The organism is Intestinimonas timonensis (assembly GCF_900626145.1).
Taxonomy (GTDB): domain Bacteria; phylum Bacillota; class Clostridia; order Oscillospirales; family Oscillospiraceae; genus Intestinimonas; species Intestinimonas aquisgranensis.
The window spans coordinates 892363-916269 of record NZ_LR130817.1 but is presented as its reverse complement, the minus strand read 5'-3'; the positions used below and the strand labels follow the sequence as shown (position 1 = coordinate 916269).

The window sequence follows — 23907 nt, the reverse complement described above, 5'->3', positions numbered from 1 at the left end:
TGCTGTTTCACCTCTTTCTCGTTCCGGATGAGACGGCGCAGCAAACCTCCACGCCTTACAAACGCTAGAATATAATAGCACAGGTAATAAGATAATGCAAGTATTTTTTTCTTATTTTGTCGCAAATTCTCTCCCACCGCTCTGTCAGAGCTCCACCGCTTTGTCCAATCGGAAGAACCACAGCACCTTCCGGACCACCTTTCGGCCGGTGACCTCCTCCAGCGCGCGGCTGTACGCCATGAGCTGGGACCGGTAGGACTCCACCCGTGCCGGAAGGTCGGTCTCCCTGATCCGGTCGGTCTTGAAGTCCACCACCGTGATGCCCTCCAGAGTCTCGAACCAACAATCCACCACACCTTGAAGGAGCACCCTCTCCCCCTCTCCCGCCTGGGGATAATAGTCCCGGGCGGGCACCAGGATGGAGAACTTGAACTCCCGCTGGAGGGTATCCGAGGCCAGAAGCTCCCGGCCCAGAGGGGAGGAAAAGAGCGCGGCGATGCGGGCGGGGTCGGCGGCCTCCCCCTGCTGGGGGGTAATGATCTGCTTTTGGACCAGCCGCTGGATCTCAGCCGCCGCTCCCCGCTTGGTAGTAGACTTGTCGAAGTCGATAAACTGCATGACCAGATGAAGTGCAGTGCCCTTCTGGGCCGCCGTCAGCCCCAGCTCCTCCGCCGCAAATCGGGGACGTGGGAACTGGATGGGCCGTGGCGGTTGTGGGGCGGCCTCCGCCGCCTCCTGGTCCAGGTCCCGACCCTTGAGCTGGGTGGCGGTGAGCTTGGAGGGGATGATGGTGTCATCCTGGTGGGGATACCGCCAGCTAAGGCGCCGGGCCAGGTCCTCCAGATCCAGCCGGGCAGTTTCCGGCGCTCCTCCTTGCTCTTCAGGTCTACGAAATAGCGGAGAGGCACCAAGATCGCCGCCGTCCACCCACCGGATGTCCCACGCCGGACCACAGTCGGCGGCGGTGAGGGGCACGTCCCGCTCCATAGCCCGCCGGAGCGCCCCCGCGTCGGGCCGGGCCAGCACCGGCAGCAGCACCCACTGGGCCGCCGACTGGGTGGACAGAAGGGCCTGGGGGTCCACCGGACAGGCGGCATCCTCCGCCAGCTTGCGCAGGTCCCTGGCCCCGCCGGTGAGGGCACAGGTGAGGACCAGCTTCTCCTTGGCCCGGGTCATGGCTACATAGAGGAGCCGCAGCTCCTCCGCCATCATCTCCCGCTCCAGCTGGGCGGCCACCGCCTGCCGGGCCAGGGTGGTGTATTCCACCATCCGCTCCGGGTCCAGACCCTTGGGGCCCACCCCCAGCTTGGGGTGGAAGAGCATGGGCTTCTGCATGTCCTCCCGGTTGAGCCGACGGGCCAGGCCACACAGAAAGACCACCGGGAACTCCAGGCCCTTGGAGCGGTGGATGCTCAGGATGCGCACACCGCTGCCCTCCCCCGCCGGGCTGGGTGAGGACAGCCGTCCGCCGGCGTTCATCACCCGGTCCAGATAGGAGAGGAAGCCGTAGAGGCCCTTGTGGCCGGCGGACTCGAACTGCCGGGCACACTCTGCCAGAGCCAGAAGATTTCCCCGCCGGGTCTCTCCGTCCCCCATGGCGCTGAAAATGCCCAGCATGCCGAAGCGGTCATAAATCTCCCACAGGAGCTGGTGGCAGCTCATGTCGCAGGAGAGGTCCCGCAGCCGGTCCAGTTCCTCCAGAAACTCCTTCACATCGGCGCCGCCGTCGGCCAGGAGGGCGCCGTAGAAGTCGGTGTCGGGAGCGGCGGAGCGGATCTGGGAGAGCCGGTCCGCCGAAAAGCCCCATACCGGGGAACGGAGCACCGAGATGAGAGGCACATCCTGCCGGGGGTTGTCCACGATGCGCAGGCAGGACAGGGCCACCGACACCTCGGTGGAGGTGAGGAAGTCCTCCCCGCCCTCGGCCTCCCAGGCCAGGCCCTGCTCCCCCAGGGCCCGGGCGTAGTGGCGCAGGACGGTATTGGGGGAGCGCAGAAGAATTACCACGTCCCCCTGCTCCAGGGGTCGGGTGCCCCCCTCCCCGTCGGCCACCTGGAAGCCGCTGTCCAGCAGCGCCCGGATACGCCGGGCGGCGAAGCGGGCCTCCAGCAGATCCCGGGGCACCTTCTCCCCCTCTCCCTCCGGCTCCACGCCGGAGAGGTCCAGGGCGTCCAGCTCCACGGCATAGTCCTCCTGCCGGCCGGGGAACTCTGCCCCCGGATAGAGGGCCTCATCGGCGGTGTAGTCCATCTCCCCGAAGGGTACGGACATGATGTTGCGGAAGAGGAAGTTGGCTCCCTCCAGCACCTGGGGACGGGAGCGGAAGTTCCGGGTCAACAGAATCCGGCGGTTTTCCCCCTCTGAAGCCTCTTCCCGGGGCTTGAAGGTGCGGTACTTGCCCAGAAAGATGGTGGGGTCGGCCAGCCGGAAGCGGTAGATAGACTGCTTTACGTCGCCCACCATAAAAAGCCGCCTGCCCCCCTTGGAGATGGCGTCGAAAATGGCGTTCTGTGCCTCGTTGGTGTCCTGGTACTCGTCCACCATGACCTCAATGTACCGGCTGCCCACCAGTTGGGCCAGCTCTGTGGGGGAACCGTCGCTCTCCCGCAGGAGCCGGATGGCCAGATGCTCCAGGTCGGAGAAGTCCAGCAGCCGGCGACGGCGCTTGAGGGCGGTATAGGCGGCCGAAAAATCCTCCACCAGGGCGAACAGCCCCCGCACCGCCGACGCCACCGCCCGCAGGTCCTCCAGAAGCTGGCCGCTACCGTCGGCAAAACGCTCCGCCAGCTTGCCCAACCGTTTCTTGCAGGCCTCCCGGATGGCCTTGATCCGCTCCTGGGCGGCGGGGTCTTCACAGCCCCGCACCGCGCCCAGACGGGGGAAGGAGACAGCGGACTTCTCCGCCGCCCGGTCCCAGCCCTGGCTTAGGGCCGTCTCAAAGGCCTCCAAATCGGCCAGGGTTTCGGCCAGACTTGGGGCGTAGCCCCGGCTGAGCTTCTCGTCCCCTTCGCAAAGGGCCAGGGCCTCCCCCATCCGGGCCCGCCAGTAACCCACCTGCTCCCTGGCCTGGCCCAGCAGCAGTCTGCCCCAGACGGTCTCCCCCGCGTCGGTGACACCCTCCAGGTCGAAGGCCCGGCCCTGGGACTCCAGCCAGGCGTGAGGATCGGGATGGCTCTGCACCTTATTATAAATGTCCAGAGCAATCTCCACCAAACGACTGTCATCCCGTCCGGCGGACATGGTGTCCAGTAGGCTGGCAAAGTCACTCCCGGGCTGGATGGCGTCGTACCGCTCCTCCAGCACCTGGTCCATAGCCTGGAGCATCAGCGCTCCCGCCTCGCTCTCGTCGCACAGCCGCAGATCGGCCTCCAGGTCCAGCAGGTGGCCGTGCTCCCGCAGGAGCTGGGCGCAGAAGGCGTGGATGGTGGAGATCTGGGTCTTATAGAGCAGCATGGCTTGCCGCCGCAGGTGGCGGTCCCCCGGCGTCTCCGCCAGTCGGACAGACAGTTCCTGGGCGATACGGCCCCGCAGCTCCGCCGCCGCCGCCTTGGTGTAGGTGATGACCAGGAAGCGGTCAATATCCGCCCCCTCCTCCTGGACCCGGCGCAGCAGCCGCTCCACCAACACCCGGGTCTTGCCGGAACCGGCGGCGGCAGCCACCAGCAGCCCGCCGCCCCGGTCCTCCACCACTGCCCGCTGTTCCTCGGTCAGCGGAAAGCCCATAGCTTCTCCCCCCTTTCTCATCCGGTCACACATCTCCGTCCTCCTCATTGGCCACAGAGGTCCAGAAGGTCTCGCTGTCAATTGTAGGCAAGTATCTTCGCCTGTCAGTTCCGCATCCGTCCTCAAAGTGACAGGCGGCGGCATAGTCGCAGTAGAGGCAGGCGTTCTTCTCCGGTCCCCGCCAGTAGGGGTCGGCGTCGATGATGCCGGAAGAGAGCTCCCCGGCAATCTCAGCCAGGATGTGCTGGGTGTGTGTTTTCAGCTTACCAAGCCGCTCCGCCGTCACCAGCGCCTCTCCAGTGATCGCGCCTGTACGGCTAGATACCTTTACAGGCAAGAAACGGGGACCGCCCTCGTTTATTGCCTCCATGGCCTCCAGCACCTCTGGATCGTCCAGGAGGAGACCGTGACGCCGCAGCTCGGCGTCGGTCTGCTTCTGCCGCTCCGCCTCCGTCATGCCTCGGCTGCCCTTGGCCACCGCCGCCCGGGCAGGCAGGTAGAGGACGCCAGCCGGTGTGATAGCATAATTGTAAAGGGATTCTCCCTTCTCCTCCAAGGTAAAGAGATAGAGGAGCATCTGGAGCCCCAGGCCGTTCCACACCTCGGTGAGGTCGAAGGATTTGCGGCCCGTCTTGTAGTCCACCACCCGGAGGTAGAGCCGTCCGTCGTGGACCCAGCCGTCCACCCGGTCCACAAAGCCGGAGACGCTGACGGTGACTCCGTCCACCGTCAGCTCCACCGGGGGCAGGTCCCCCCGGTCGCCGAAGCCCAGCTCAAAGGAGATGGGCTGGAAGCTGGAAACGGAGAGCTCCTCCAGCACATTCTCCACCACCTGAGTCACCGGCCGGATGAGCCGGTTGAAGAGGTAGGCAAACCGTGGAGTCTTGTTCTCCAGCCCGCCTAGCTCCTGGGCGATGTAGGTCTCCATGATGGATTTGATCTGCTTGCGGACCACGCTCTTGTCCCAGGTCCAGCCTCCATTTCCGTCCTCCACCTTCCAGGCAGTGTCCTTGAGGATATGCTCCAGCACATAGTGGACGAAGGTGCCGTATTCCGGCGCCTGGAATCCGGCGGTCTGCCGGGCCTTGGCCTTCAGCCCGAACTTCATGAAGTAGGAGAAGTGGCAGGATCGGTACTTATCCATTCGTGAGGCCGACATGGGCACCTTCCGACCGTAAAGCCGGGCCACTGAGTCCGGGCAGAGGCGTCCCCGCTCCAGACCCGCCCCCCGCTCCAGCCGCCGGGCCAGGGGCGCCAGCTCCTCCTGGTCACGGAGCAGGCTCAGGACCTCCGGGTGCTCCCCCGCCAGCTCCAGAGCGGGACGGGGCGCCGCCAGGCGGAAATCATCCCCCAGGGCCTGCTCCCGGATGGGCAGGACCTCCGGAAAAAGCCGCCGCAGCCGCTCCCAAAGGAAGGAGGGCCGCCGCTCCTCTCCCTGAGGTCCCAGGGCGGCCCAGCTCACCGTCAGATGGCGGTCTGGACGGGCACAGGCGGCGTAGACAATGGTCATCTCCCGGTCCAGCTTGTCGGTGAGCTGGGGGGAGAGCTCCAGGCCCATGGAGGCCAGCAGGCTGCGGTCGTCATCGGTGAAGAGTCCCGGCGCAGGCGCAACCTGAGGCAGTGCGCCGTCATCGGCACCCAGAAAGAAGAGGGCGGAGCACTGCCGGTCCCCCTGACGGGCGGCATCCCCTGCCGTTACACGATCCAGGGAGACGGGGATGGCACCCACATCATACTGGGAGAGCACCAGCTTGAGCAGCTGGGCAAACTCCTCCAGCCCCAAGGGCGCCCGACCCAAGATGGCCGCACACTGCTCCAGACCTCCGCAGAGGATCTCCCACAGCTGACCATACTCTTCCGCCCGTTTGAGCTCGCCCCGCTCTCGGAGCACCTGGGCCCGCTCCTCCAGCCGCTGGGGCAGTCGAATCTCCTCCAGGAAGCGGTACAGGGCCACAGCCTGGCCCTCGCCGGTCTCGTCGGTGTTGCGCCGGAGCATCTCCAGCGGCTCCGTGATCTGCCGGCGCACCTCGTTCAGGCGGTCCAGCAGGGCCTGGTCCTCCTCTGTCATGGGGAAGCCATACCCCCGGGGGTGCATATCCCAGGCAGCCGACGCCGTCCAGCGACTCCCCTTCAGGTCCCATTTCAGCACGTAGTTCTCCAGCAGGTCGCAATCCGACCGGGCCACACCGGTGAGCCCCGTTTTCAAGTAGCGGAACACATCCCCGCTGTCGTAGTCCCCCGCCACCACGTCCAGGGCACCGGTGACCACGGCAAAGACCGGTTTTTGGAGGATATCGGTCATGCTGTCCAGAAAAACCGGTATGCCATAGCGCCCAAAAACCTCCTCGATGAGCGGGGCATAGGCGTCAAAGCCTCGGGCCACCACGCTGATTTCCCGATAGCGGAGTCCCTCCTCCCGAACCAGACGCAGGATCTCAGCAGCCGTCCACTCCACCTCGGACCGTGGGGTGACTGCCGTAAACAGGCGCACTCCTTCCGCCGGTCCTTTCCAGGGCTGAACCTCCTCAGAAAATAAGTATTTCTCAACATAAGAAAGCTCTTTTACTTTACAGCTATTTCGGTCATGTAAGGTCTCAACCTCCACCTCAACATGATCGGCTATGGCTGCCCGGTTCAGATGGGCAATGGTTCTCCGCGCCGGAGCAAAGATGCCGCTCTCCCCCTCCTCCTCCGGCGCACAGGTGAGGACCACCGTGACCTCCCTGGCCTGCTTCCACAACTGGCGCAAGACTTGAATCTGCTGGGGTGTAAAGTCTGTAAAGCCATCTACATAGACAGATATTCCTCTGGCCCAGCCACTTTCAGCCAGGCCCTCGGCCAGCCTGGTGAGGCGGTCTCGGGGGTCGGCAGCCACCTGAGCAGTCAGGGCGTCATAGGCACCGAAGATGAGCCCCAGGTCCCGGAGTTTCTCCCCCTCCTGCCCCTCCAGCTCCTCCCCAGCTTTGGTCAGGTCTTCCGGGGAGACACAGTACTGCTTGCACTCGTCCAGAGTGGCCAGTAGGCCGGAGAGGAAGGCGGGCTTCTGGGAGGGCCGGGCATAGACCGTGAGGGCGCTGGAGACTGCCTTCCGGGCGGCACACATAAGGAGTACCCGTCCGCCTGGGTCTAGGGCCGGTGCCGCAAGTCCTCCTGACTGAGCCAACACCCTGCTGGTCAGTCGGGTAAAAGAGAGGACTTCGGCGTAGAGGGAGGCCTGATTACCCGCCACTGCACATAGCCGACGCTCCGTCTCATGGGAGGCCTGCTCAGGTACAATGAGCAGCTGCCGCCTCCCTCCCCCAGCGGCGATCCGCTTCAAAACTTCAGCTGTCTTTCCGGTTCCGGCCCGACCCAGCAGGAGCTTGAGCACAGCGATCCTTCCTTTCTGCGTGAGACAAAAAGGCCCGCGCTGTCGGCGCGGGCCTTTTATCATAGTTACTGGGGATTGACGGTGTAGTTGGGAGCCTCTCTGGTGATATAAATATCATGGGGATGGCTCTCCTTGAGGCCGGCGCTGGTGATCTGAATGAACTGGCCCTTGGTACGCAGGTCCTCGACAGTAGCGCAGCCGCAGTAACCCATACCGGCCCGCAGGCCGCCCATCATCTGGTAAATGGTCTCACTCAGGCCTCCCTTATAGGGGACACGGCCTTCCACGCCCTCAGGCACCAGCTTTTTGTTGTTCTCCTGGAAGTACCGGTCCTTGGAGCCCTTGGCCATGGCGCCCAGGGAGCCCATGCCGCGGTAAACCTTGAACTGACGGCCCTGATAGACCTCGGTATCTCCGGGGGACTCCTCACAGCCAGCCAGCAGGGAGCCCAGCATGACCACGTTGCCGCCGGCGGCGATGGCCTTGACGATGTCGCCGGAGTACTTGATGCCGCCGTCGGCGATGATGGGGATGCCATACTCTGCAGCCACGCAGGCGGCGTCATAGACGGCGGTGATCTGAGGCACGCCGATACCGGCCACCACGCGGGTGGTGCAGATGGAGCCGGGACCGATACCGATCTTCACGCAGTCGGCACCGGCCTCGATGAGGGCCCTGGTGCCTTCGGCAGTGGCCACGTTACCGGCAATGAGCTGCACGTCGGGATAGAGAGCCTTGATGCGCTTGACGCACTCCAGGATGTTGTGGGAGTGACCGTGGGCGGAATCCAGGCACAGCACATCGGCACCGGCCTCCACCAGAGCGGCCACACGATCCATCACGTCGGAGGTGACACCAATGGCGGCGCCCACCAGCAGCCGGCCCTTCTCGTCACGGGCGGAGTTGGGATAGACCTCGGCCTTCTCAATGTCCTTGATAGTGATGAGGCCCTTGAGGTGGAACTCGTCGTCCACGATGGGCAGCTTCTCGATCTTATGCTTGCGGAGGATCTGCTTGGCCTCCTCCAAGGTAGTGCCCTCCTTAGAGGTGACCAGATGGTCCTTGGTCATCACGTTGTCGATGAGCTGGTCCATGTCCTCTTCGAACTTCATATCACGGTTGGTGATGATGCCGATGAGCTTGCCATGGTCGCAGATGGGCACGCCGGAGATGCGGTACTTGGCCATGAGCTCGTCGGCCTCGGCCAGGGTATGGCCGGGGGCCAGCCAGAAGGGGTTGGTGATGACGCCGTTCTCACTGCGCTTCACCATGTCCACCTGCTCGGCCTGCTGGCCGATGGACATGTTCTTATGGATGATGCCGATGCCGCCCTCACGGGCGATGGCGATGGCCATCCGATACTCGGTGACCGTATCCATGGCGGCACTCATCACGGGGATATTCAGGCGGATCTTCTTGGTGAGCTGGGTATGCAGATCGATGTCAGCAGGCAGGACGTTGCTCTCGGCGGGGATCAGCAGTACGTCGTCAAAAGTCAGGCCCTGCCGCACGAACTTGCTGGCGGCATCCGTATTGAACATGGACTCCACTCCTTCATTTTATTTCATCGTATCCAACGCTGGAAAACATATTTGATATATTCTATGCCCCAAGGTGAGGGTTGTCAAGAGGGGACAAGGTCAAAGCCGCATCGAACCTGGGCTTTCCCTCCCCACCGTCTCCCTGAACATAGAAGGTATCACCCTGACGGCCCGCGGACAGGCGAATGGTCTCCCCCGCCCTGCACTCCTTCAGGTAGCCAATCTGGACCTGAGAGACAAACTGCCCCCGGCCCACCTCCTCCAGCCCGATGGCGTCACAGGCATAGTCGGCGTAGTGGACATTATTGACATGGCCGTTCACATCGCAGTCGCTGTACCAGAGCCGCCGCTCTCCCGCTGTTTCCAGGGGGACCGGCATGCGGAGCTTGGGAAGCATCCGGCTTTTGCAGCGGTCGCCGCCAGAGGTTCCGTCAAACTCCGGAAGATCAGATACCCGCCGCAGCTTCCGGGTCTCTACATCGGCCAGGACCCACAGACTGACCCCTTCTCCAATGGTTTTACCATTTCGGAAGATATCAAAATCCCGGTACATGGAGGCGCCATGGCCGCTCCCCCGGTGCCAGGTTTGAACAGTGAGCTTGTCATCCCAAAAGACAGGTGTATCCAGACGATACCAGATCCGGGCCAGCATCCAGAAGACGTTGTAGCTTCGAAGCATCTCCTCCCGGGAAACATGGAGCTCCACGGCCGCGCCGGTAGCTGCCTCCTGAAGAAAGTCCATCATGGAGGAGGGTCGGCACAGGTTGAAGGGATCGACATCCCGTGCCCCAACCTGAAACGAGGCCTCATGATACATGAGTTACCCCTCCTTTCCCTTGATGAGAAGGGTGTTTTTACAGCACAGGTCCTCCAGGTCGTCAGCAGTGGCGGCGGGAATGCGCAGCGCCCGGCCGCAGTGGCCGCAGATGAGGTCCACAGAGCTGAAGTTCACCTGGAGTCGCCACTCCTTGGAGCCGCAGGTACAGGAGATCCCGCCCCGCTGGGCGATGTCCCGCAACTCGGAGAGGATCTCATGCATGATGATCTCGTCCAGGAAGGTTCCCTTCTCTCCGGCGGCGGCCTCCAGCTTGTCCACCGCCTCCTCCAGACGCTCCATGGCGGCAAAGACCGGTCCCTCTTCTCCTACATAGCAGCAGTCCAGCCCGGAGGCAGCGCAGGCAAAGGCCAGAGCCTTCTCGTGGAGGAAGGCGTGGGTGGAGCAGGTCACGGTGTGCTCTTTCTCACAGAAAAGACAGGGCACCGTCAGCTTGACCCGGTCTCCCACGATCTCCGTCTTGAGCGCTGACTTCCCGCAGGGGCAGGGAATCTTCCCCGGCGCCGCGGCCAGAGAGAAGACAGTCTTTTCCGCCACAACAGCCTGATGACAGGCCGGACAGAGGTAAGCGATGGTGCGCTTGGCTTCTTCTACCATATCGATCAAACTCCATCAAGTGAAAAATATGTATTTATTATATCGCATCTTCCCACATTTGACCAGCAGTTCCCCCGCCAAAATGCGTCCTGATATTTTGCGGAAATCTGTTCAAACTAATTCCGTTCAAACACGCTGTGTACAGATGGGAGGAAGCCGAATGACCGTAAAAAAGCTGGGCCGGCAGACTTTGGCCTTTGCCAATCCGCCCGCCATTGCCGGGTATGCCAGCGTGGTGGGTAAAAAGGAGGGTGATGGCCCTCTGGCCGCCTTCTTCGACCTCATCAATCAGGATGACAGCTTTGGAGAGTCCAGCTGGGAGAAGGCGGAGAGCGCCATGCAGCGGCTGGCCCTTCAGAGCGCCCTGGACAAGACGGGGCAGGCTCCCTCTTCCCTGGATATGCTCTTCGCCGGCGACCTGCTCAACCAGTGTATCGCCTCCTCCTTTGCCGTGCGTGGCCAGGATGTGCCTTTCCTCGGGCTTTACGGCGCCTGCTCCACCATGGCGGAGGGGCTGGTCATGGCCTCGATGGCGCTGGACGGCGGCTTCGGCACCTGGGCGGCGGCGGTGGCCTCTTCCCACTTCTGTTCTGCTGAGCGGCAGTACCGCACACCCCTTGAATATGGTGGTCAGCGCACCCCCACCGCGCAGTGGACGGTAACCGGCGCCGGTTCTGCCGTCCTTTGTCGTGAAGGAAACGGCCCCTATATCACCCACGCCACCATCGGCAAGGTGGTGGACAAGGGTATCAAGGATGCCAACAACATGGGGGCAGCCATGGCCCCCGCGGCGTACAGTACGCTCACCGCTCACTTTGCAGAAACCGGGCGCAAGCCCTCCTACTATGACCTGATTGTCACCGGAGATCTAGGAGAGCTGGGCAAATCCATTGTACTGGACCTCTTCCGCACCGACGGAGTGGAACTGGGCAACTATGACGACTGCGGTGTGATGGTCTTTGACCTTCCCGCCCAGGACGTACACTGCGGCGGGTCCGGCTGCGGCTGCTCCGCCGTGGTGCTGGGTGGATATCTGCTCCGTGGCATGGCCGAGGGGCGCTGGAAAAACATCCTCTTCTGCGGCACCGGTGCTCTCCTCTCCCCCATATCCTCTCTTCAGGGGGAGAGCATCCCCGGCATATGTCACGCTGTGGCCATCTCCACGGAGAAAGGAGTATAAAAAATGGATGGATTTCTCCCCTATCTGCGTGCCTTCCTCTGCGGAGGGACCTTTTGCCTCATCGGACAGATCCTCATCGACCGGACCAAGCTGACCCCCGCCAAGATCCTGGTGCTCTATGTGGTCTCCGGCGTGGTTCTGGGCGGTCTGGGCATCTACCAGCACATCGTCGACTTTGGCGGCGCCGGCGCCACCGTCCCTCTCACCGGTTTCGGCTATCTGCTCTCCAAGGGGGTAAAGGAGGCGGTGGCCAAGGACGGCCTGCTGGGCGCCTTCACCGGTGGGGTCACGGCTGCCGCGGGCGGTATTGCTGCCGCCATCTTTTTCGGCTGTATCGTAGCTCTCCTCTTTAAACCAAAGCCCAAGGGATGAAAAAGGTCCGGCGTACAGCATGTACGCCGGACCTTTTGTCCGTTTAACAGATGAACATGGCGTCTCCGAAGGAGAAAAACCGGTATTTCTCCCGGACTGCCTCCTCATAGGCTGCCAGGATGTGCTCCCGCCCGGCCAGAGCCGAGACCAGCATCACTAAGGTGGACTCCGGTAGGTGGAAGTTGGTGATCAGAGCATCCAGCACCTTGAACCGGTAGCCGGGGTAGATGTAGATATTGGTCCAACCGGCGGACTCCTTCAGGGTGCCGTCCTCGGCAGCCCAGGACTCGATGGTGCGACAGGAGGTGGTACCCACACAAATCACCCGTCCCCCCTTCCGGCGGGTCTCGTTGATGGTCTCCGCCGTCTCTTTGGAGATCATGCAGTACTCCGAGTGCATCTCGTGGTCGGTGATCTCCTCCTCCTTCACGGGCCGGAAGGTGCCCAGGCCCACATGGAGGGTCACATAGGCCAGGGAGACCCCCATAGCCTGGATCTGCTCCAGCAGCTCCTTGGTGAAGTGAAGGCCGGCTGTGGGGGCTGCCGCCGATCCCACCTCACGGGAGTATACCGTCTGGTAACGCTCCGGGTCCTGAAGCTCCGCCTTGATGTAGGGCGGAAGAGGCATCTTGCCCAGCTGCTCCAGCAGCTCCAGGAAAATGCCGTCGTAGTGGAAACGGACCAGCCGGTTGCCGCCTTCCAGGGTCTCGGTGACCTCGGCGGTGAGCAGCCCGTCGCCGAAGGAGAGCTTCGTTCCCGGCTTCATCTTCTTGCCCGGCCGGACCAGGCACTCCCACGTCTTGTCCCCCTTGTCGTTGAGGAGCAGCACCTCCGCCGCTCCGCCGCCGGGCTCCCGGTGGCCCAACAGACGGGCGGGCAGCACCCGGGAGTCGTTGAGCACCAAGCAGTCGCCGGGGCGCAGCAGACTGGGCAGATCATAAAAGTGCATATGCTTTACTGCGCCGGTATCCTTGTCCAGCACCATCAGCCGGGACCCGTCCCGCCGGTCTAGAGGTGTCTGAGCGATAAGCTCCTGGGGCAGATCATAGTAAAAATCTGATGTCTTCAAATCAAGTTCCCGCTTTCCTTGTCGTTTGTCAACCCACCGTAACGTCGGTGAAATAGAAGGTCAGAATATCGATGTAATCCATCCCCCGCAATGCCATGGCACGGGCACCCTGCTGGCTCATACCCACGTTGTGGCCATAGCCGGAGCCGGTAAAGGTGACGCTGCTCCCGGAGGAGGTGGAGGAGGAGCTCCCCAGGATCTCCGTACCGGAAGAGGTCGCCACATAAGGAGTCCCGGAGATGGCACTCACAGTGCCGTCTCCGTTTACCACATACGCTCCGCTGACGGAGCTCAGGGTATCGGAGGTGCCATTGACATAATAGCTGTTGCTGCCGCTGCCGCCGCCCACCGTAAAGCGGTTGGAGCGCAGGCTAAACCAGATCCGCAGGGTCTCCGGCCCAAAGGACCACTTCTTTCCGTTAGAATCCACAAAGGTAACGGTCTTGGGATTCCCCGTCTCACTGAGTTCCGCCACATAGGCGTCTACGATGGTTCCGCAGTTATAGCCCTTGCTCTGGAGCTTGGAGGCAATCTCAGATTTGGAGACAGTGACCGACCAGTTGTACTGGGAGATGCTGTCGGCCAGGTCGGCCTCATAGGGATCAATGACCCCCTTGAGGTGGGGCAGATTGGCGGTGGAGTCCCAGATGTTCCGTACATCCTCGGTGGCACCGCCGTCGCTGGCCGAATAGTAGGTAACGGCCGGCTTGTCCTGGTAGCGCACATATTCTCCCGCCGTCTCCTCCACGGCCTGGTCCGTCCGGTCGTTGGCCAGATTCAGACCCTGATACATCTGGCAGTGGGTGTTGTTGCACACGTCGAAGCCGCTGCTGGCATGGCTGGAGGAGATAGTGGCGGCATAGGTCCTGGCACACACTGCCTGGGCCTTCAGGGCCTCCAGGGGCCAGGTGTTGTTCATCTCATAGGGCAGGACACCCTTGATATAGTCCTCCAGGTCCACAATATTGATGACGGTGATGTTCCCGCCGCTGCGGCGGTACTGGAATCCGCCATAATAGCGATAGCCCTTAAACCAGGTGACCGTCTTGACGCTGTCATCCAATCCAGGCTGGATGCCCAGGCTGTACCCCTGTCCTCCGTCAAACTGAAAGATCGGTTTTCCCGTCTTGGTGACCACCACTGTCACAGCGTAGCCGCTGGTACCTACCACCGTGGCATTGGAAAGGCCCAGTGCAGTCTGGGCTGAGAGTGCCTCCTCCTTGCTGGTGTAGACACCCACCCGCACATAGTATGTCCCCTCGATCCAGGCAGGAAACCCATTGCTCACCGTCGATGCAGCGGTCTGGGCCTCCTCGAAGCTGGTATAAGTTGTGGGGAGCTGGAGGTGAAAACAGCCCACCATCACCGAACCGGTACCGTCCACATAATTCCCGCCGGAGAGGGTAACATTCTGGGTCTTGACCACGGAGATCTGGGTCTCTGAAGAGCTTCCCAGCTGGTGGAAGGTCAGATCGTCGTCATACCAGCCGAAGCGGTAGCCGCTCCCCACGCTGTTTTCCAGGTTGGCACCCGGCAGTGCGGTGCTGCCGTAAAAGAGACCCACACGCAGGGTTTCCTTTGTCTCAGAACCCGCGGCAAAGGTCACACACCCGATACAGAGGGCGGCAGCCAGGAGGACTGCTGCAAATCGAATCAAACTTTTGCCCATGAGGAAGCTCCATTTCTGCGAATTAGCGGTTTACATTGGAAAAGAATTGTGCTACACTATCGGAAATACCCTCCGCGTCCCCCCCAAAAGGGCCCGGGCATCTTCTCGCATGCCACGGAACGCGCGGATACAGGAGACATTATAGTACAAAACCCGACACCATTGCAACCGCCGTTTTTCCGGCGGACAGGCAAGTTGGGAGCTTTTCCCGGATAGAATACGGGTGAGCGTACGATAAATGGAGGTCTGCGGCATGGAAAAATACAAGGTTGGCGTGATCGGCGGTACTGGCATGGTTGGCCAGCGCTTTGTGACTCTGATGGAGAACCACCCCTGGTTCGAACTGGCAGTCATTGCGGCCAGTCCCCGCTCCGCTGGCAAGACCTATGAAGGGGCCGTGGGTGGGCGTTGGGCCATGGATACCCCCATCCCCCAGCAGGCCAAAAACATGGTGGTCATGAACGCTGAAGCTGACGTGGAGAAGATCGCCTCTATGGTTGACTTCGTCTTCTCCGCCGTTGATATGAAGAAAGAGGAAATCAAGGCTCTTGAGGAAGCCTACGCCCGCCATGAGTGTCCGGTGATCTCCAACAATTCCGCCCACCGCTGGACGGAGGATGTTCCCATGGTCATCCCTGAGGTGAACCCGGAGCATATCAAAGTGATAGAGGCACAACGAAAGCGACTGGGGATGAAGCGCGGGCTCATCGCGGTCAAGTCCAACTGCTCCATCCAGAGCTATGTGCCCGCCCTCCATCCCCTGCGCGGCTTCGGCCTGGAGCGGATCCTGGTTTGCACTTACCAGGCCATCTCCGGCGCCGGGAAGACGTTCGAGTCCTGGCCCGATATGGTGGACAATGTGATCCCCTATATCGGCGGCGAGGAGGAGAAATCCGAGCAGGAGCCCATGAAGGTCTGGGGCCGGGTGGAAAACGGTGTCATCGTCAACGCCGTCAAGCCCGCCATTACCGCCCAGTGTCTCCGTGTTCCCGTATCCAACGGGCATACTGCCGCCGTCTTCGTTGATTTTGAAAAAGTGCCCCCGATGGATGAGATGAAGGCCATCTGGGCGGAATACCGGGGACGTGCTCAGGAGCTCAAGCTCCCCTCTGCCCCTGAGCAGTTCCTCCACTACTTCGAGGAGCCCGATCGTCCCCAGGTCAGACTTGACCGCGGCCTGGGCAATGGAATGACTATCTCCATTGGACGTCTCCGCCCGGATACCCAGTACGATTACAAATTCGTGTGTCTGTCCCACAACACCCTTCGGGGCGCGGCGGGCGGCGCAGTCGAACTCGCCGAGCTGCTGTGCGCCGAGGGCTATATCGTCAAGGCGTAAGAAACAATAGAGATAGATTTGCTTTTGCGCCTCCGTGGACAGCACACCTGTCTGATCAGGAGGTAATTCAAGAATGAGAGAGCCCATTTTCACCGGTGCCTGCCCCGCCATCGTCACGCCCTTCGACCAGAGCGGCGCCATCAACTACGACCGCTTCGCCCAGCTCATCGACGAGCAGATCGCCGCCGGTGTGGATGCCATCTGTGCTGTGGGCACCACCGGTGAGTGCTCCACCCTTACCCTGCGGGAGCACATTGCCGCCGTCAACTTCTGCGTCAAGTATGTGAACCATCGTGTGAAGGTCATCGCAGGCGCCGGCAGCAACGACACCTCTGCCGCCGTGTACCTCTCCCAGCACGCCGAGGACTCCGGCGCAGACGCCCTCCTCCACGTTACCCCCTATTACAACAAGTGCTCCCAGGAGGGCCTCATCCGCCACTATGAGTACATCGCCGATCGGACCGAGCTGCCCATCATCCTTTATAATGTGCCCTCCCGGACCGGCGTTTCCTTCACCGCTGAGACCTACAAGGTCCTTTCACAGAATCCCAAGATCAACGGCGTGAAGGAGGCCAGCGGCAACCTGAGCCTGATCACTCACACCCGCTACCTCTGCGGCGACGACTTTTCCATCTGGTCCGGCAACGACGACCAGGTGGTCCCCATGATGTCTCTGGGCGCCAAGGGCGTCATCTCCGTGGTGGCCAACATTAACCCCAAGCTCATGGTAGACATCACCCACCGCTGCCTGGAGGGTCAGTTCGAGGAGGCCGCCCGGCTCCAACTGGAGCACATGGATCTTATCGACGCCCTGTTCTGTGAGGTCAACCCTATCCCTGTCAAGGCTGCCCTCAACCTCATGGGCAAGGATGTGGGTGGGCTGCGCCTCCCCCTGTGCGACATCTCCCCCGCCAACCTGGAGGTCCTCCGGGCCGCTATGGAGCGGACCGGCCTGCTCCCGGCCTCTGGCGCCGCTCAGTAAACCCAACATCAGACGGCCGTGCTTCCCCACGGCCGTCTGTCTTTTCACGGAACGATAAAAAGGAGGAACCATCATGCTGGATCTGATCCTCTCCGGCTGCAACGGCCGAATGGGCCGGGTGCTGGAGGCCCTGTGTGCCGATCAACCCGACCTCCACATTGCCGCCGGCTTCGATATTCTGGGCGATAACCACCGGGATTTCCCCGTTTTCTCCTCCCCTGCCGAATGTACGGTCCCCGCCCAGGTGGTGGTGGACTTCTCCCACCCCGCCGCCCTCACCGGCCTTCTGGGGTACTGCGTCAAGCGGGAGCTGCCCGTGGTGCTGGCCACCACCGGCTACTCGGAGGACCAGCTTCTGGAGATCGAATCTGCGGCCCGGACCATTCCCGTCTTCCGCTCCGCCAACTTTTCCCTGGGCATCAACGTACTGGCCAAGCTGGCCCGTCAGGCGGCCCATCTGTTGGGTGAGGACTTCGATATTGAGATCGTGGAGCGCCACCACAACAAAAAGGTGGACGCCCCCAGCGGAACTGCCCTGCTACTGGCCGACGCCCTCTCCCCCGCCCTGCCCTATGAGCCGGAATATGTGTGGGACCGCCACACCGTGCGGAAGCCCAGGGAACATCGGGAGATCGGGATTTCCTCTGTCCGGGGCGGCACCATTGCCGGAGACCACGAGATCCTCTTCGCCGGCCGGGACGAGCTCATCGAGCTGCGCCACTCCGCCCAGTCCCGGGAGGTTTTTGCCTCCGGTGCCCTAAAGGCAGCCAAATTCCTGGCCCAGTGCCAGGCACCCGGTCTCTACAACATGGACGATCTTCTGGATTGGCTCCAGGCACCGGCAGAGGTTGAATAGAGTAATAGAAAAACGGTCTCCGGCATTGATGCCGGAGACCGTTTTTTCATTGGTCGGATTCGGACTTGCATGCATCCTCTGCGGACGGCAGGAGCGGATTTCCGTCTCCGTCGATGCCCTTCTCCCTCAGCCGGTGGTTCACCCACTCCCGGACCAAGGCGTAGAGCACGGCGAAGGTGGGCACGCCCAGAAGCATCCCCGGGAAGCCAAAGAGTCCACCGCACACCACGATGGACACCAGCACCCAGATGGCGGAGAGGCCTGTGCTGTCGCCCAGGATCTTTGGGCCCAAAATATTGCCGTCGAACTGCTGGAGCGCCAGCACCAGAACGGCGAAACGCAGCGCCGCCCAAGGGTCCACGATGATGAGGATCATAATACAGGGCACGGCACCAATGATGGGTCCGAAGAAAGGGATCACGTTGGTAACGCCGATAATGACGGCGATGAGGATATTGTAGGGGATCTGGAGGATCAGGTTGAGGATGAAGCAGAGCACGCCAATGATGGCGGAGTCAATGATTTTGCCGTTGATGAATCCCACGAAGATACGGTTGGCCTGACTACACACCCCCAGGAACCAAGCCGCCTTTTTCTTGGGAATAATGGCGTAGATGAGCTTTTTGAGCTGGGGAACCAGGCGGTTTTTACCGGAGAGCATGTAGATCGAGGAAATCAGCGCCGTAAGCGCGGAGACAACACCGCTGCCAAGGGCCACACCCAGATTCCAGATCTGCGGCAGAGAAGAACTCACCTTCTCAATGGCCAGATCGGTCAGAGTCTGAACCAGGTTCTGGTAGGCTGCCAGCATCTCATTGATGCCTTCTCCTTCCAGATTGAAGCGGTTGATGATTTCCTGGACCAGTGCGTCCAGCCCCCGCATATAGGTAGACATATTGTTGACCAGTTCCACCGCGCTGCTCCACACCTGGGGCAGAATGAGGTTGAGCAGGATGGCCAGCACAGCCGCGGCCAGGACATAGACCGTAACGATGGCCAATGCCCGTCCGTGTCTGTGCTTATTGTAGACCTTCTCTTCAAAAAAGGTAGTGGGTGTATTCAGCAGATAGGCGATGGCAAAGCCGATGATAAAGGGAGAGAGCACTCCCGTCACCATCGAGATCTTTTCCCTCACCTCAGAAAAGCGGTAGAGCACAAAGTAGAACAGGATACCGATGAGCACGACGATCAGATTTGAAACAGTCCTCGTGTCCAGCGGCCATGGTTTTTTCTGCACGGCCATCAGCTCTCCCCTCGTATATGGTCACTCTCATTGTACCATGCTCTTATTTCGATGTCTAACATTCTTCCTTAAGAAAATCAAAAGATTCCAAAAAGGCGAGTGCCGAATTGGCACCCGCCTTTTTCTGCTTAAGCAAGCACGGCCCGGTGGAAGACCTTTTTGCCCTTCTTGATGGTGGTACCCTCCCCTTCCAGGGCGGAGGCGGTTACCACAGCGGCAGTATCTGTCACCTTCTCACCGTTGAGCTCCACGCCGCCCTGCTGGATGAGCCGCCGGGCCTCGCCCTTGGAGGGAGTGAGACCGCACTTCACCATCAGGTCCACCACGGTGATCTGACCATCGGTGAGGTCTCCGGCGGTGAGCTCGGTGGTGGGCATATTGCTCTTGTCTCCGCCGGTGGAGAACAGGGCCCGGGCAGCGTCCTGGGCCTTGTGTGCCTCCTCCGTGCCATGAACCAGCTGCGTGAGCTCGAAAGCCAGGATCTCCTTGGCAGTGTTGAGCTGAGCACCCTCCCACTTGTCCATCTCATCGATCTGCTCCAGAGGCAGGAAGGTGAGCATGCGCAGGCACTTGAGCACGTCGGCGTCGCCCACGTTGCGCCAGTACTGGTAGAAGTCGTAGGGGCTGGTCTTGTTGGGGTCCAGCCACACAGCGCCAGACTGGGTCTTGCCCATCTTCTTGCCCTCAGAGTTCAGAAGCAGGGTGATGGTCATGGCGTGGGCGTCCTTGCCCAGTTTGCGGCGGATGAGCTCGGTGCCGCCCAGCATGTTGGACCACTGGTCGTCGCCGCCGAACTGCATGTTGCAGCCGTAGTGCTGGAAGAGGTGGTAGAAGTCGTAGGACTGCATGATCATATAGTTAAACTCCAGGAAGGAGAGGCCCTTCTCCATGCGCTGCTTGTAGCACTCAGCCCGGAGCATGTTGTTTACGCTGAAGCAGGCACCCACCTCACGGAGGAGCTCCACATAGTTGAGCTTCAGGAGCCAGTCGGCGTTGTTCACCATCTGGGCCTTGCCCTCGCCGAACTCGATGAACCGCTCCATCTGCTTTTTAAAGCAGTCGCAGTTGTGCTGGATGGTCTCCGGAGTCATCATGTTACGCATGTCGGTACGGCCGGAGGGATCTCCAATGTAGCCGGTACCGCCGCCGATGAGGGCGATGGGACGGTTGCCCGCCATCTGGAGCCGCTTCATCAGGCACAGAGCCATGAAGTGGCCCACATGAAGGGAGTCGGCGGTGGGGTCGAAGCCGATGTAGAACACCGCCTTGCCCTCGTTGATCATCTTGGAGATCTCCTCCTCGTTGGTCACCTGGGCAATGAGGCCACGGGCCTTCAGTTCTTCATAACAGGTCATTTTTCTTGCATCCTTTCTTCCCAGGCCAGCCGAACGGCCCAAGCCTGATAATTTAAAAACATATGTTCAGCGGCCCACTCCGCCGGCACCCAACGGAGCACATGATCGTGCTCAATGGGCTCCTGCACCTGTGGACCCAGGACCGCCCGGTAACAGCGGCCCGACACATGGAGATAACACCGGTCGCTGGGAGCAAACAGATACTCGTCGCCGGCACAGAGCAGACCTTTCAATTCGATCTCTCGGCCCAGCTCCTCCAGGCACTCCCGCCGGAGGCATCCCTCTGGGGTCTCCCCTGGCTCGATGCCACCACCTGGCAGGAAGAGTCCCCGTTCCGGTCCGCCAGCCGCCGGTGCCTCCACCAGGGCAACATTTCCGTCATCATCCAGGATCACCGCATAGGCGCCTGCCCGGTCTCGGTAGACCGCTTCAGGCACCCTTTGTCCAAAGCTCCTGTGCTCCATGTCGTTTCCCTACTTTTCCCGTTTGGTGAGGCATTTGGGGCATCGCTCCGCGTCCCTTGGGTATCTCGCGTGGCAGACAGGGCACTCATACTCGGCGGCCCATTCCCGGACTTTTTCCGAGAAGAACTCCACCTTTCCGCAGGAAGGGCAGCCGAAGATCTTCAGTTCCAGCGCCCCTTCCCACAGATGAGAGTCAAAAAACATCGTTTCACGACCCAGCTGAAAATCACGCGTACCCAGACTGACCATTTCAGCCCCGCAGCGCAGACATATCAGTGACTGTTCCATCGTGTTTTTCCCTCTTTCTACCGTACGATAAAAAACGCCCCCTGTCCTTTTTGGACAGAGGGCGTAGATACGCGGTACCACCTCTGGTTCGTCCCTCCCTCACGGGAAAGGACCTCACGCCGTGCCATCACACGGCTGCGCAATAACGGGCGCTCCCGACACGCCCTACTGCTTTCGGTTCAGGCGGCCGCTCCGAGGGGTATTCGTCCTCAGGCCCTCTCCCCCTTCCACCACACCGGGGGCTCTCTGCGCAGGGTGTCCAAAGACTACTTTTCCTCATCCTCGCATTGTATACAACGGGCATTCTAGCACAGCCCGCATACATTGTCAATCAAAATGTTTTACCTTTACCTCCGGACAGGCGGTCTGGGCCAGGAACTCGAACTGGAGCCGGTCCTCCTCGCTCCGAAAAGCGGACCTAGGCAACAAGAGATAGCCCTCCTCTCCGCGGAAGAGGTAGTAAAACTCTTTGCCCCGCCAAAGCTTTTTCAGATCCCAGTCCAGCAGTACCGCTGTCTGTTCATCCTGCCGGGACAGATCCTCACGGTTGAAGAGGAAGGATACCTGCCGGCCCAGAGCCGGATTTTTATCGTAAATCCGCCCCGGCTGAATCACATACAGCCACAGACCGTAGAAGGCCACCATGACGGAGAGGACCACCAGGAGGGTACAGAGAAAGCTCATCCGCTCCATCAAGATCCCCATAACTGCCGCGGCGCCCAGGGCGATGAGGATGACCAGCACCTGGATCCAGCTTACCAGATGGCTTTTGCGCAGGTAATAGCGCGCCGCCCGTACGTATTCCGCCCGGCTGAGGGAGAAGGTGACCCGCACCTCCTCCGGTCCTTTGTCCTGTCTCATGTCAACCCCCGTTTATAGGCCTCTGCGCTGTCCAAAAGCTCCCCGGCCCCCGCCAGCATGGCGGGTGTGATATGGGCACCGCCGGTAAGCCGTGCCAGTTCCTCACGACGACGTGCGGACTCCAACCGCTCTACCGCCGTGTAGGTCCGTCCGTCCCGCTCCCCCTTCTCCACCGAGAAGTGGGTATCCGCCATGGCGGCGATCTGGGGCAGATGGGTGACGCACAGGACCTGTTTCCGGCGGGCCACCTGTGCCATCTTTTCGGCCACTTTCTGGGCTGCCCGGCCGCTGACACCGGTATCCACTTCGTCAAAGACCAGGGTGCTCACGTCATCGTTCTCCGCCAACACATTCTTCAGCGCCAGCATGATACGGGAGAGCTCGCCGCCGGAGGCGATCTTGTGGATGGGTTTCAGGTCCTCACCCACGTTGGCCGACATGAGGAACTGCACCTCATCCATACCCGTCTCGTCCATGGCGTTCTCCCCACCCTTGGGGGCGAAGTCCACCTGGAAACGCACCTTGGGCATGTCCAGCTGCCGCAGCTCCTCCTGAATCAGCTTCTCCAGGGCCGCCGCCGCCTTCTTTCGGGCCGCCGTGAGCTTTGCGCCCTCCCCACGGGCTTTTTCCAGCGCGGCAGAGAGCTTCTTCTCCAGCCGGGCCAGGGTCTCACTGGAGTCCTCGATCTGCTCCAGCTCCGCCTTGCATTTGGCCAGATAGTCCAGCATGTCCTCCACCGTAGCGCCGTACTTCTTCCGCAGCCGGTAGATCACATCCAGACGACTCTCCAGCTCGTCCAGCTCCCCTGGCTCGAAGTCCAGGCTGTCCCGAAGATCCCGGACCAGCTCGGCGGCGTCGTCTGCGGCACAGCGCAGCTCAGTAAGGCGCTGGGCCAGGTCGGCGATCTGGTCGCTGACCCCTCTGGCTCCGGAGAGAGACTGCTCCGCCGACATGATGAGGGAAACCGCTCCCTCGCTCTCCTCGTCCCCGGAGAGCGCCATGTGGGCACCCTCCACGGCATCAATGAGCTTGCCGGCATTGCGCAGCACCTTCCGCCGCTGGGTAAGTTCCTCCTCCTCCCCCGGCTTCAGGTCGGCTCGCTCCAGTTCTCCAATTTGAAAGGTCAGACTGTCGATGCGCCGTGCCTTTTCCGCCTCGTCCATCCGCAGGGCAGACATCTCTCGCCGCAGGGCAGACATGGCGTCATAAGCTGCCTTAAAAGCAGCTCTGGGGCCCTCCAGCTCACCGAACCGGTCCAGGTAATCCAAATGGCAGGTAGGGTCCAGCAGCTGCTGACCGTCGTGCTGTCCGTGGATGTTCAGCAACTGCCGTCCCAACCCCCGAAGCTGGGAGACCGTCAGAGGACGTCCATTAAGCCTGCAGACGTTCCGACCATCGGACAAAATCTCCCGCTGGATCAATATCTCCCCGTTCTCATCCGGCCCTATGCCATTCTCAGCAAACCAGGGAAGTGCCGGCAGCCGTGTGAATTGAGCACTCACCACTGCGGCCTTGGCACCGGTTCGGATCAGTTCCCGGGAAGTCCGCTCCCCGATCACCGCCCCGATGGCATCCACCACAATGGATTTACCAGCACCGGTTTCGCCGGTGAGGGCATTGAAGCCCTGGTCGAATCGGATGTCCGCCGCCTGGATCACCGCGATATTCTCAATATGAAGCAGCGAGAGCATCCTCTCCACCTCCCTGTCTTACTGGAGCATCTTGTGAATCTCGTCGCAGAAGGCCTCCGCCTTCTCGCTGTCACGCATGATAAGGACCGCGGTGTCATCGCCTGCCAGGCTGCCCACCAAATCGCTGATTTCCATGCCGTCGATGGCGGCACAGGCCGCCGAGGCCAAGCCAGGCATGGTCTTGAGGACCACAATGTTCTGGGCGCGGTCGAAAGAGGTAACGCCCTCCTTGAAAATGGTCCGCAGACGTCCGGCGATGTTCATACTGGTCTTACGGCCGGACACAGCGTATTTATAGGTTCCATAGCCGGTGAGCTCCTTGATGAGGTGGAGTTCCTTGATATCCCGGGAAATGGTCGCCTGAGTGGAGGTGAGCCCTCTGGCCTTGAGCTCGGAGAGCAGCTGGTCCTGAGTCTCCACGTCCACATCTTCAATAATCCGCAAGATCTCTGCCTGTCGCTTGGATTTCATT

At 61.2% G+C, this 23907-nt stretch carries 18 protein-coding genes and 1 other annotated feature; of the genes, 5 read left to right on the top strand and 13 right to left on the bottom strand.

Annotation, left to right across the window (positions count from 1 at the left end; all coding sequences use genetic code 11):
- Window positions 1-144: 144 nt before the first annotated feature.
- The 5 genes from addA to E0E29_RS11115 all read right to left on the bottom strand — a co-directional run bounded on the left by addA (window position 145) and on the right by E0E29_RS11115 (window position 10066).
- Window positions 145-3756, bottom strand: coding sequence for a helicase-exonuclease AddAB subunit AddA (addA, locus tag E0E29_RS11135; protein ID WP_242622473.1), 3612 nt, complete (start codon window positions 3754-3756; stop codon window positions 145-147).
- The gene (locus tag E0E29_RS11130) at window positions 3749-7093 is read right to left on the bottom strand and encodes a PD-(D/E)XK nuclease family protein (RefSeq protein ID WP_130849914.1); all 3345 of its coding nucleotides are present in this window, start codon (window positions 7091-7093) and stop codon (window positions 3749-3751) included. Before E0E29_RS11130 ends, addA begins: the two co-directional genes overlap by 8 nt.
- A 65-nt stretch (window positions 7094-7158) precedes the next feature.
- Window positions 7159-8634 carry an IMP dehydrogenase gene (gene guaB / locus E0E29_RS11125; protein WP_130849913.1) on the bottom strand — a complete coding sequence of 492 codons (1476 nt, stop codon included), beginning with the start codon at window positions 8632-8634 and terminating at the stop codon, window positions 7159-7161.
- Window positions 8635-8695: 61 nt separating this feature from the next.
- Window positions 8696-9451, bottom strand: coding sequence for an acyl-[acyl-carrier-protein] thioesterase (locus E0E29_RS11120; protein WP_130849912.1), 756 nt, complete (start codon window positions 9449-9451; stop codon window positions 8696-8698).
- A 3-nt stretch (window positions 9452-9454) separates the two neighbouring features.
- Window positions 9455-10066, bottom strand: coding sequence for a hypothetical protein (locus E0E29_RS11115; RefSeq protein WP_130849911.1), 612 nt, complete (start codon window positions 10064-10066; stop codon window positions 9455-9457).
- A 160-nt stretch (window positions 10067-10226) separates the two neighbouring features.
- Between E0E29_RS11115 and spoVAD the strand changes: the two genes are divergently transcribed.
- A complete protein-coding gene (gene spoVAD, locus E0E29_RS11110) occupies window positions 10227-11246 on the top strand; it encodes a stage V sporulation protein AD (protein WP_130849910.1) in 1020 nt (339 codons plus the stop codon).
- 3 nt (window positions 11247-11249) lie between these two features.
- The gene (spoVAE, locus tag E0E29_RS11105) at window positions 11250-11618 is read left to right on the top strand and encodes a stage V sporulation protein AE (protein WP_130849909.1); all 369 of its coding nucleotides are present in this window, start codon (window positions 11250-11252) and stop codon (window positions 11616-11618) included.
- A gap of 43 nt (window positions 11619-11661) precedes the next feature.
- Here spoVAE and queA read toward each other — a convergent pair whose 3' ends face one another.
- Complete coding sequence (gene queA, locus E0E29_RS11100; protein WP_130849908.1) at window positions 11662-12687, bottom strand: tRNA preQ1(34) S-adenosylmethionine ribosyltransferase-isomerase QueA; 1026 nt, start codon at window positions 12685-12687, stop codon at window positions 11662-11664.
- Window positions 12688-12715: 28 nt separating this feature from the next.
- Window positions 12716-14356, bottom strand: coding sequence for a SpoIID/LytB domain-containing protein (locus E0E29_RS11095; protein ID WP_130849907.1), 1641 nt, complete (start codon window positions 14354-14356; stop codon window positions 12716-12718).
- Window positions 14357-14609: 253 nt separating this feature from the next.
- Here E0E29_RS11095 and asd point away from each other — a divergent pair, with 253 nt between their 5' ends.
- The 3 genes from asd (at window position 14610) to dapB (ending at window position 17533) form a co-directional block, all read left to right on the top strand.
- Window positions 14610-15695: an aspartate-semialdehyde dehydrogenase gene (gene asd / locus E0E29_RS11090; RefSeq protein WP_130849906.1), complete on the top strand. Its 1086-nt coding sequence runs from the start codon at window positions 14610-14612 to the stop codon at window positions 15693-15695.
- Between the two features lie 73 nt (window positions 15696-15768).
- A complete protein-coding gene (dapA, locus tag E0E29_RS11085) occupies window positions 15769-16677 on the top strand; it encodes a 4-hydroxy-tetrahydrodipicolinate synthase (RefSeq protein ID WP_130849905.1) in 909 nt (302 codons plus the stop codon).
- Window positions 16678-16750: 73 nt separating this feature from the next.
- Window positions 16751-17533: a 4-hydroxy-tetrahydrodipicolinate reductase gene (gene dapB / locus E0E29_RS11080; protein ID WP_130849904.1), complete on the top strand. Its 783-nt coding sequence runs from the start codon at window positions 16751-16753 to the stop codon at window positions 17531-17533.
- A 46-nt stretch (window positions 17534-17579) separates the two neighbouring features.
- On the opposite strand, the gene E0E29_RS11075 is transcribed toward dapB, so the two are convergent.
- From E0E29_RS11075 to E0E29_RS11050, 6 genes are all read right to left on the bottom strand, one after another.
- The gene (locus tag E0E29_RS11075; protein WP_423202442.1) at window positions 17580-18770 is read right to left on the bottom strand and encodes an AI-2E family transporter; all 1191 of its coding nucleotides are present in this window, start codon (window positions 18768-18770) and stop codon (window positions 17580-17582) included.
- A 134-nt stretch (window positions 18771-18904) separates the two neighbouring features.
- Window positions 18905-20131, bottom strand: coding sequence for a tyrosine--tRNA ligase (gene tyrS, locus E0E29_RS11070; protein WP_130849902.1), 1227 nt, complete (start codon window positions 20129-20131; stop codon window positions 18905-18907).
- Entirely contained in the window at window positions 20128-20568 is a 441-nt protein-coding gene (locus E0E29_RS11065; protein WP_165449877.1) for an NUDIX domain-containing protein, read from the bottom strand. Before E0E29_RS11065 ends, tyrS begins: the two co-directional genes overlap by 4 nt.
- A 369-nt stretch (window positions 20569-20937) precedes the next feature.
- Window positions 20938-21175, bottom strand: a binding site (T-box leader).
- A gap of 35 nt (window positions 21176-21210) precedes the next feature.
- Complete coding sequence (locus E0E29_RS11060; protein ID WP_130849900.1) at window positions 21211-21744, bottom strand: YcxB family protein; 534 nt, start codon at window positions 21742-21744, stop codon at window positions 21211-21213.
- A complete protein-coding gene (recN, locus tag E0E29_RS11055) occupies window positions 21741-23435 on the bottom strand; it encodes a DNA repair protein RecN (RefSeq protein ID WP_130849899.1) in 1695 nt (564 codons plus the stop codon). The genes E0E29_RS11060 and recN overlap by 4 nt, the downstream gene beginning before the upstream one ends.
- A gap of 18 nt (window positions 23436-23453) precedes the next feature.
- Window positions 23454-23906 (bottom strand): arginine repressor, encoded by a 453-nt coding sequence (locus E0E29_RS11050; protein WP_130849898.1) that lies wholly within the window; start codon window positions 23904-23906, stop codon window positions 23454-23456.
- Between the last annotated feature and the right edge of the window lies 1 nt (window position 23907).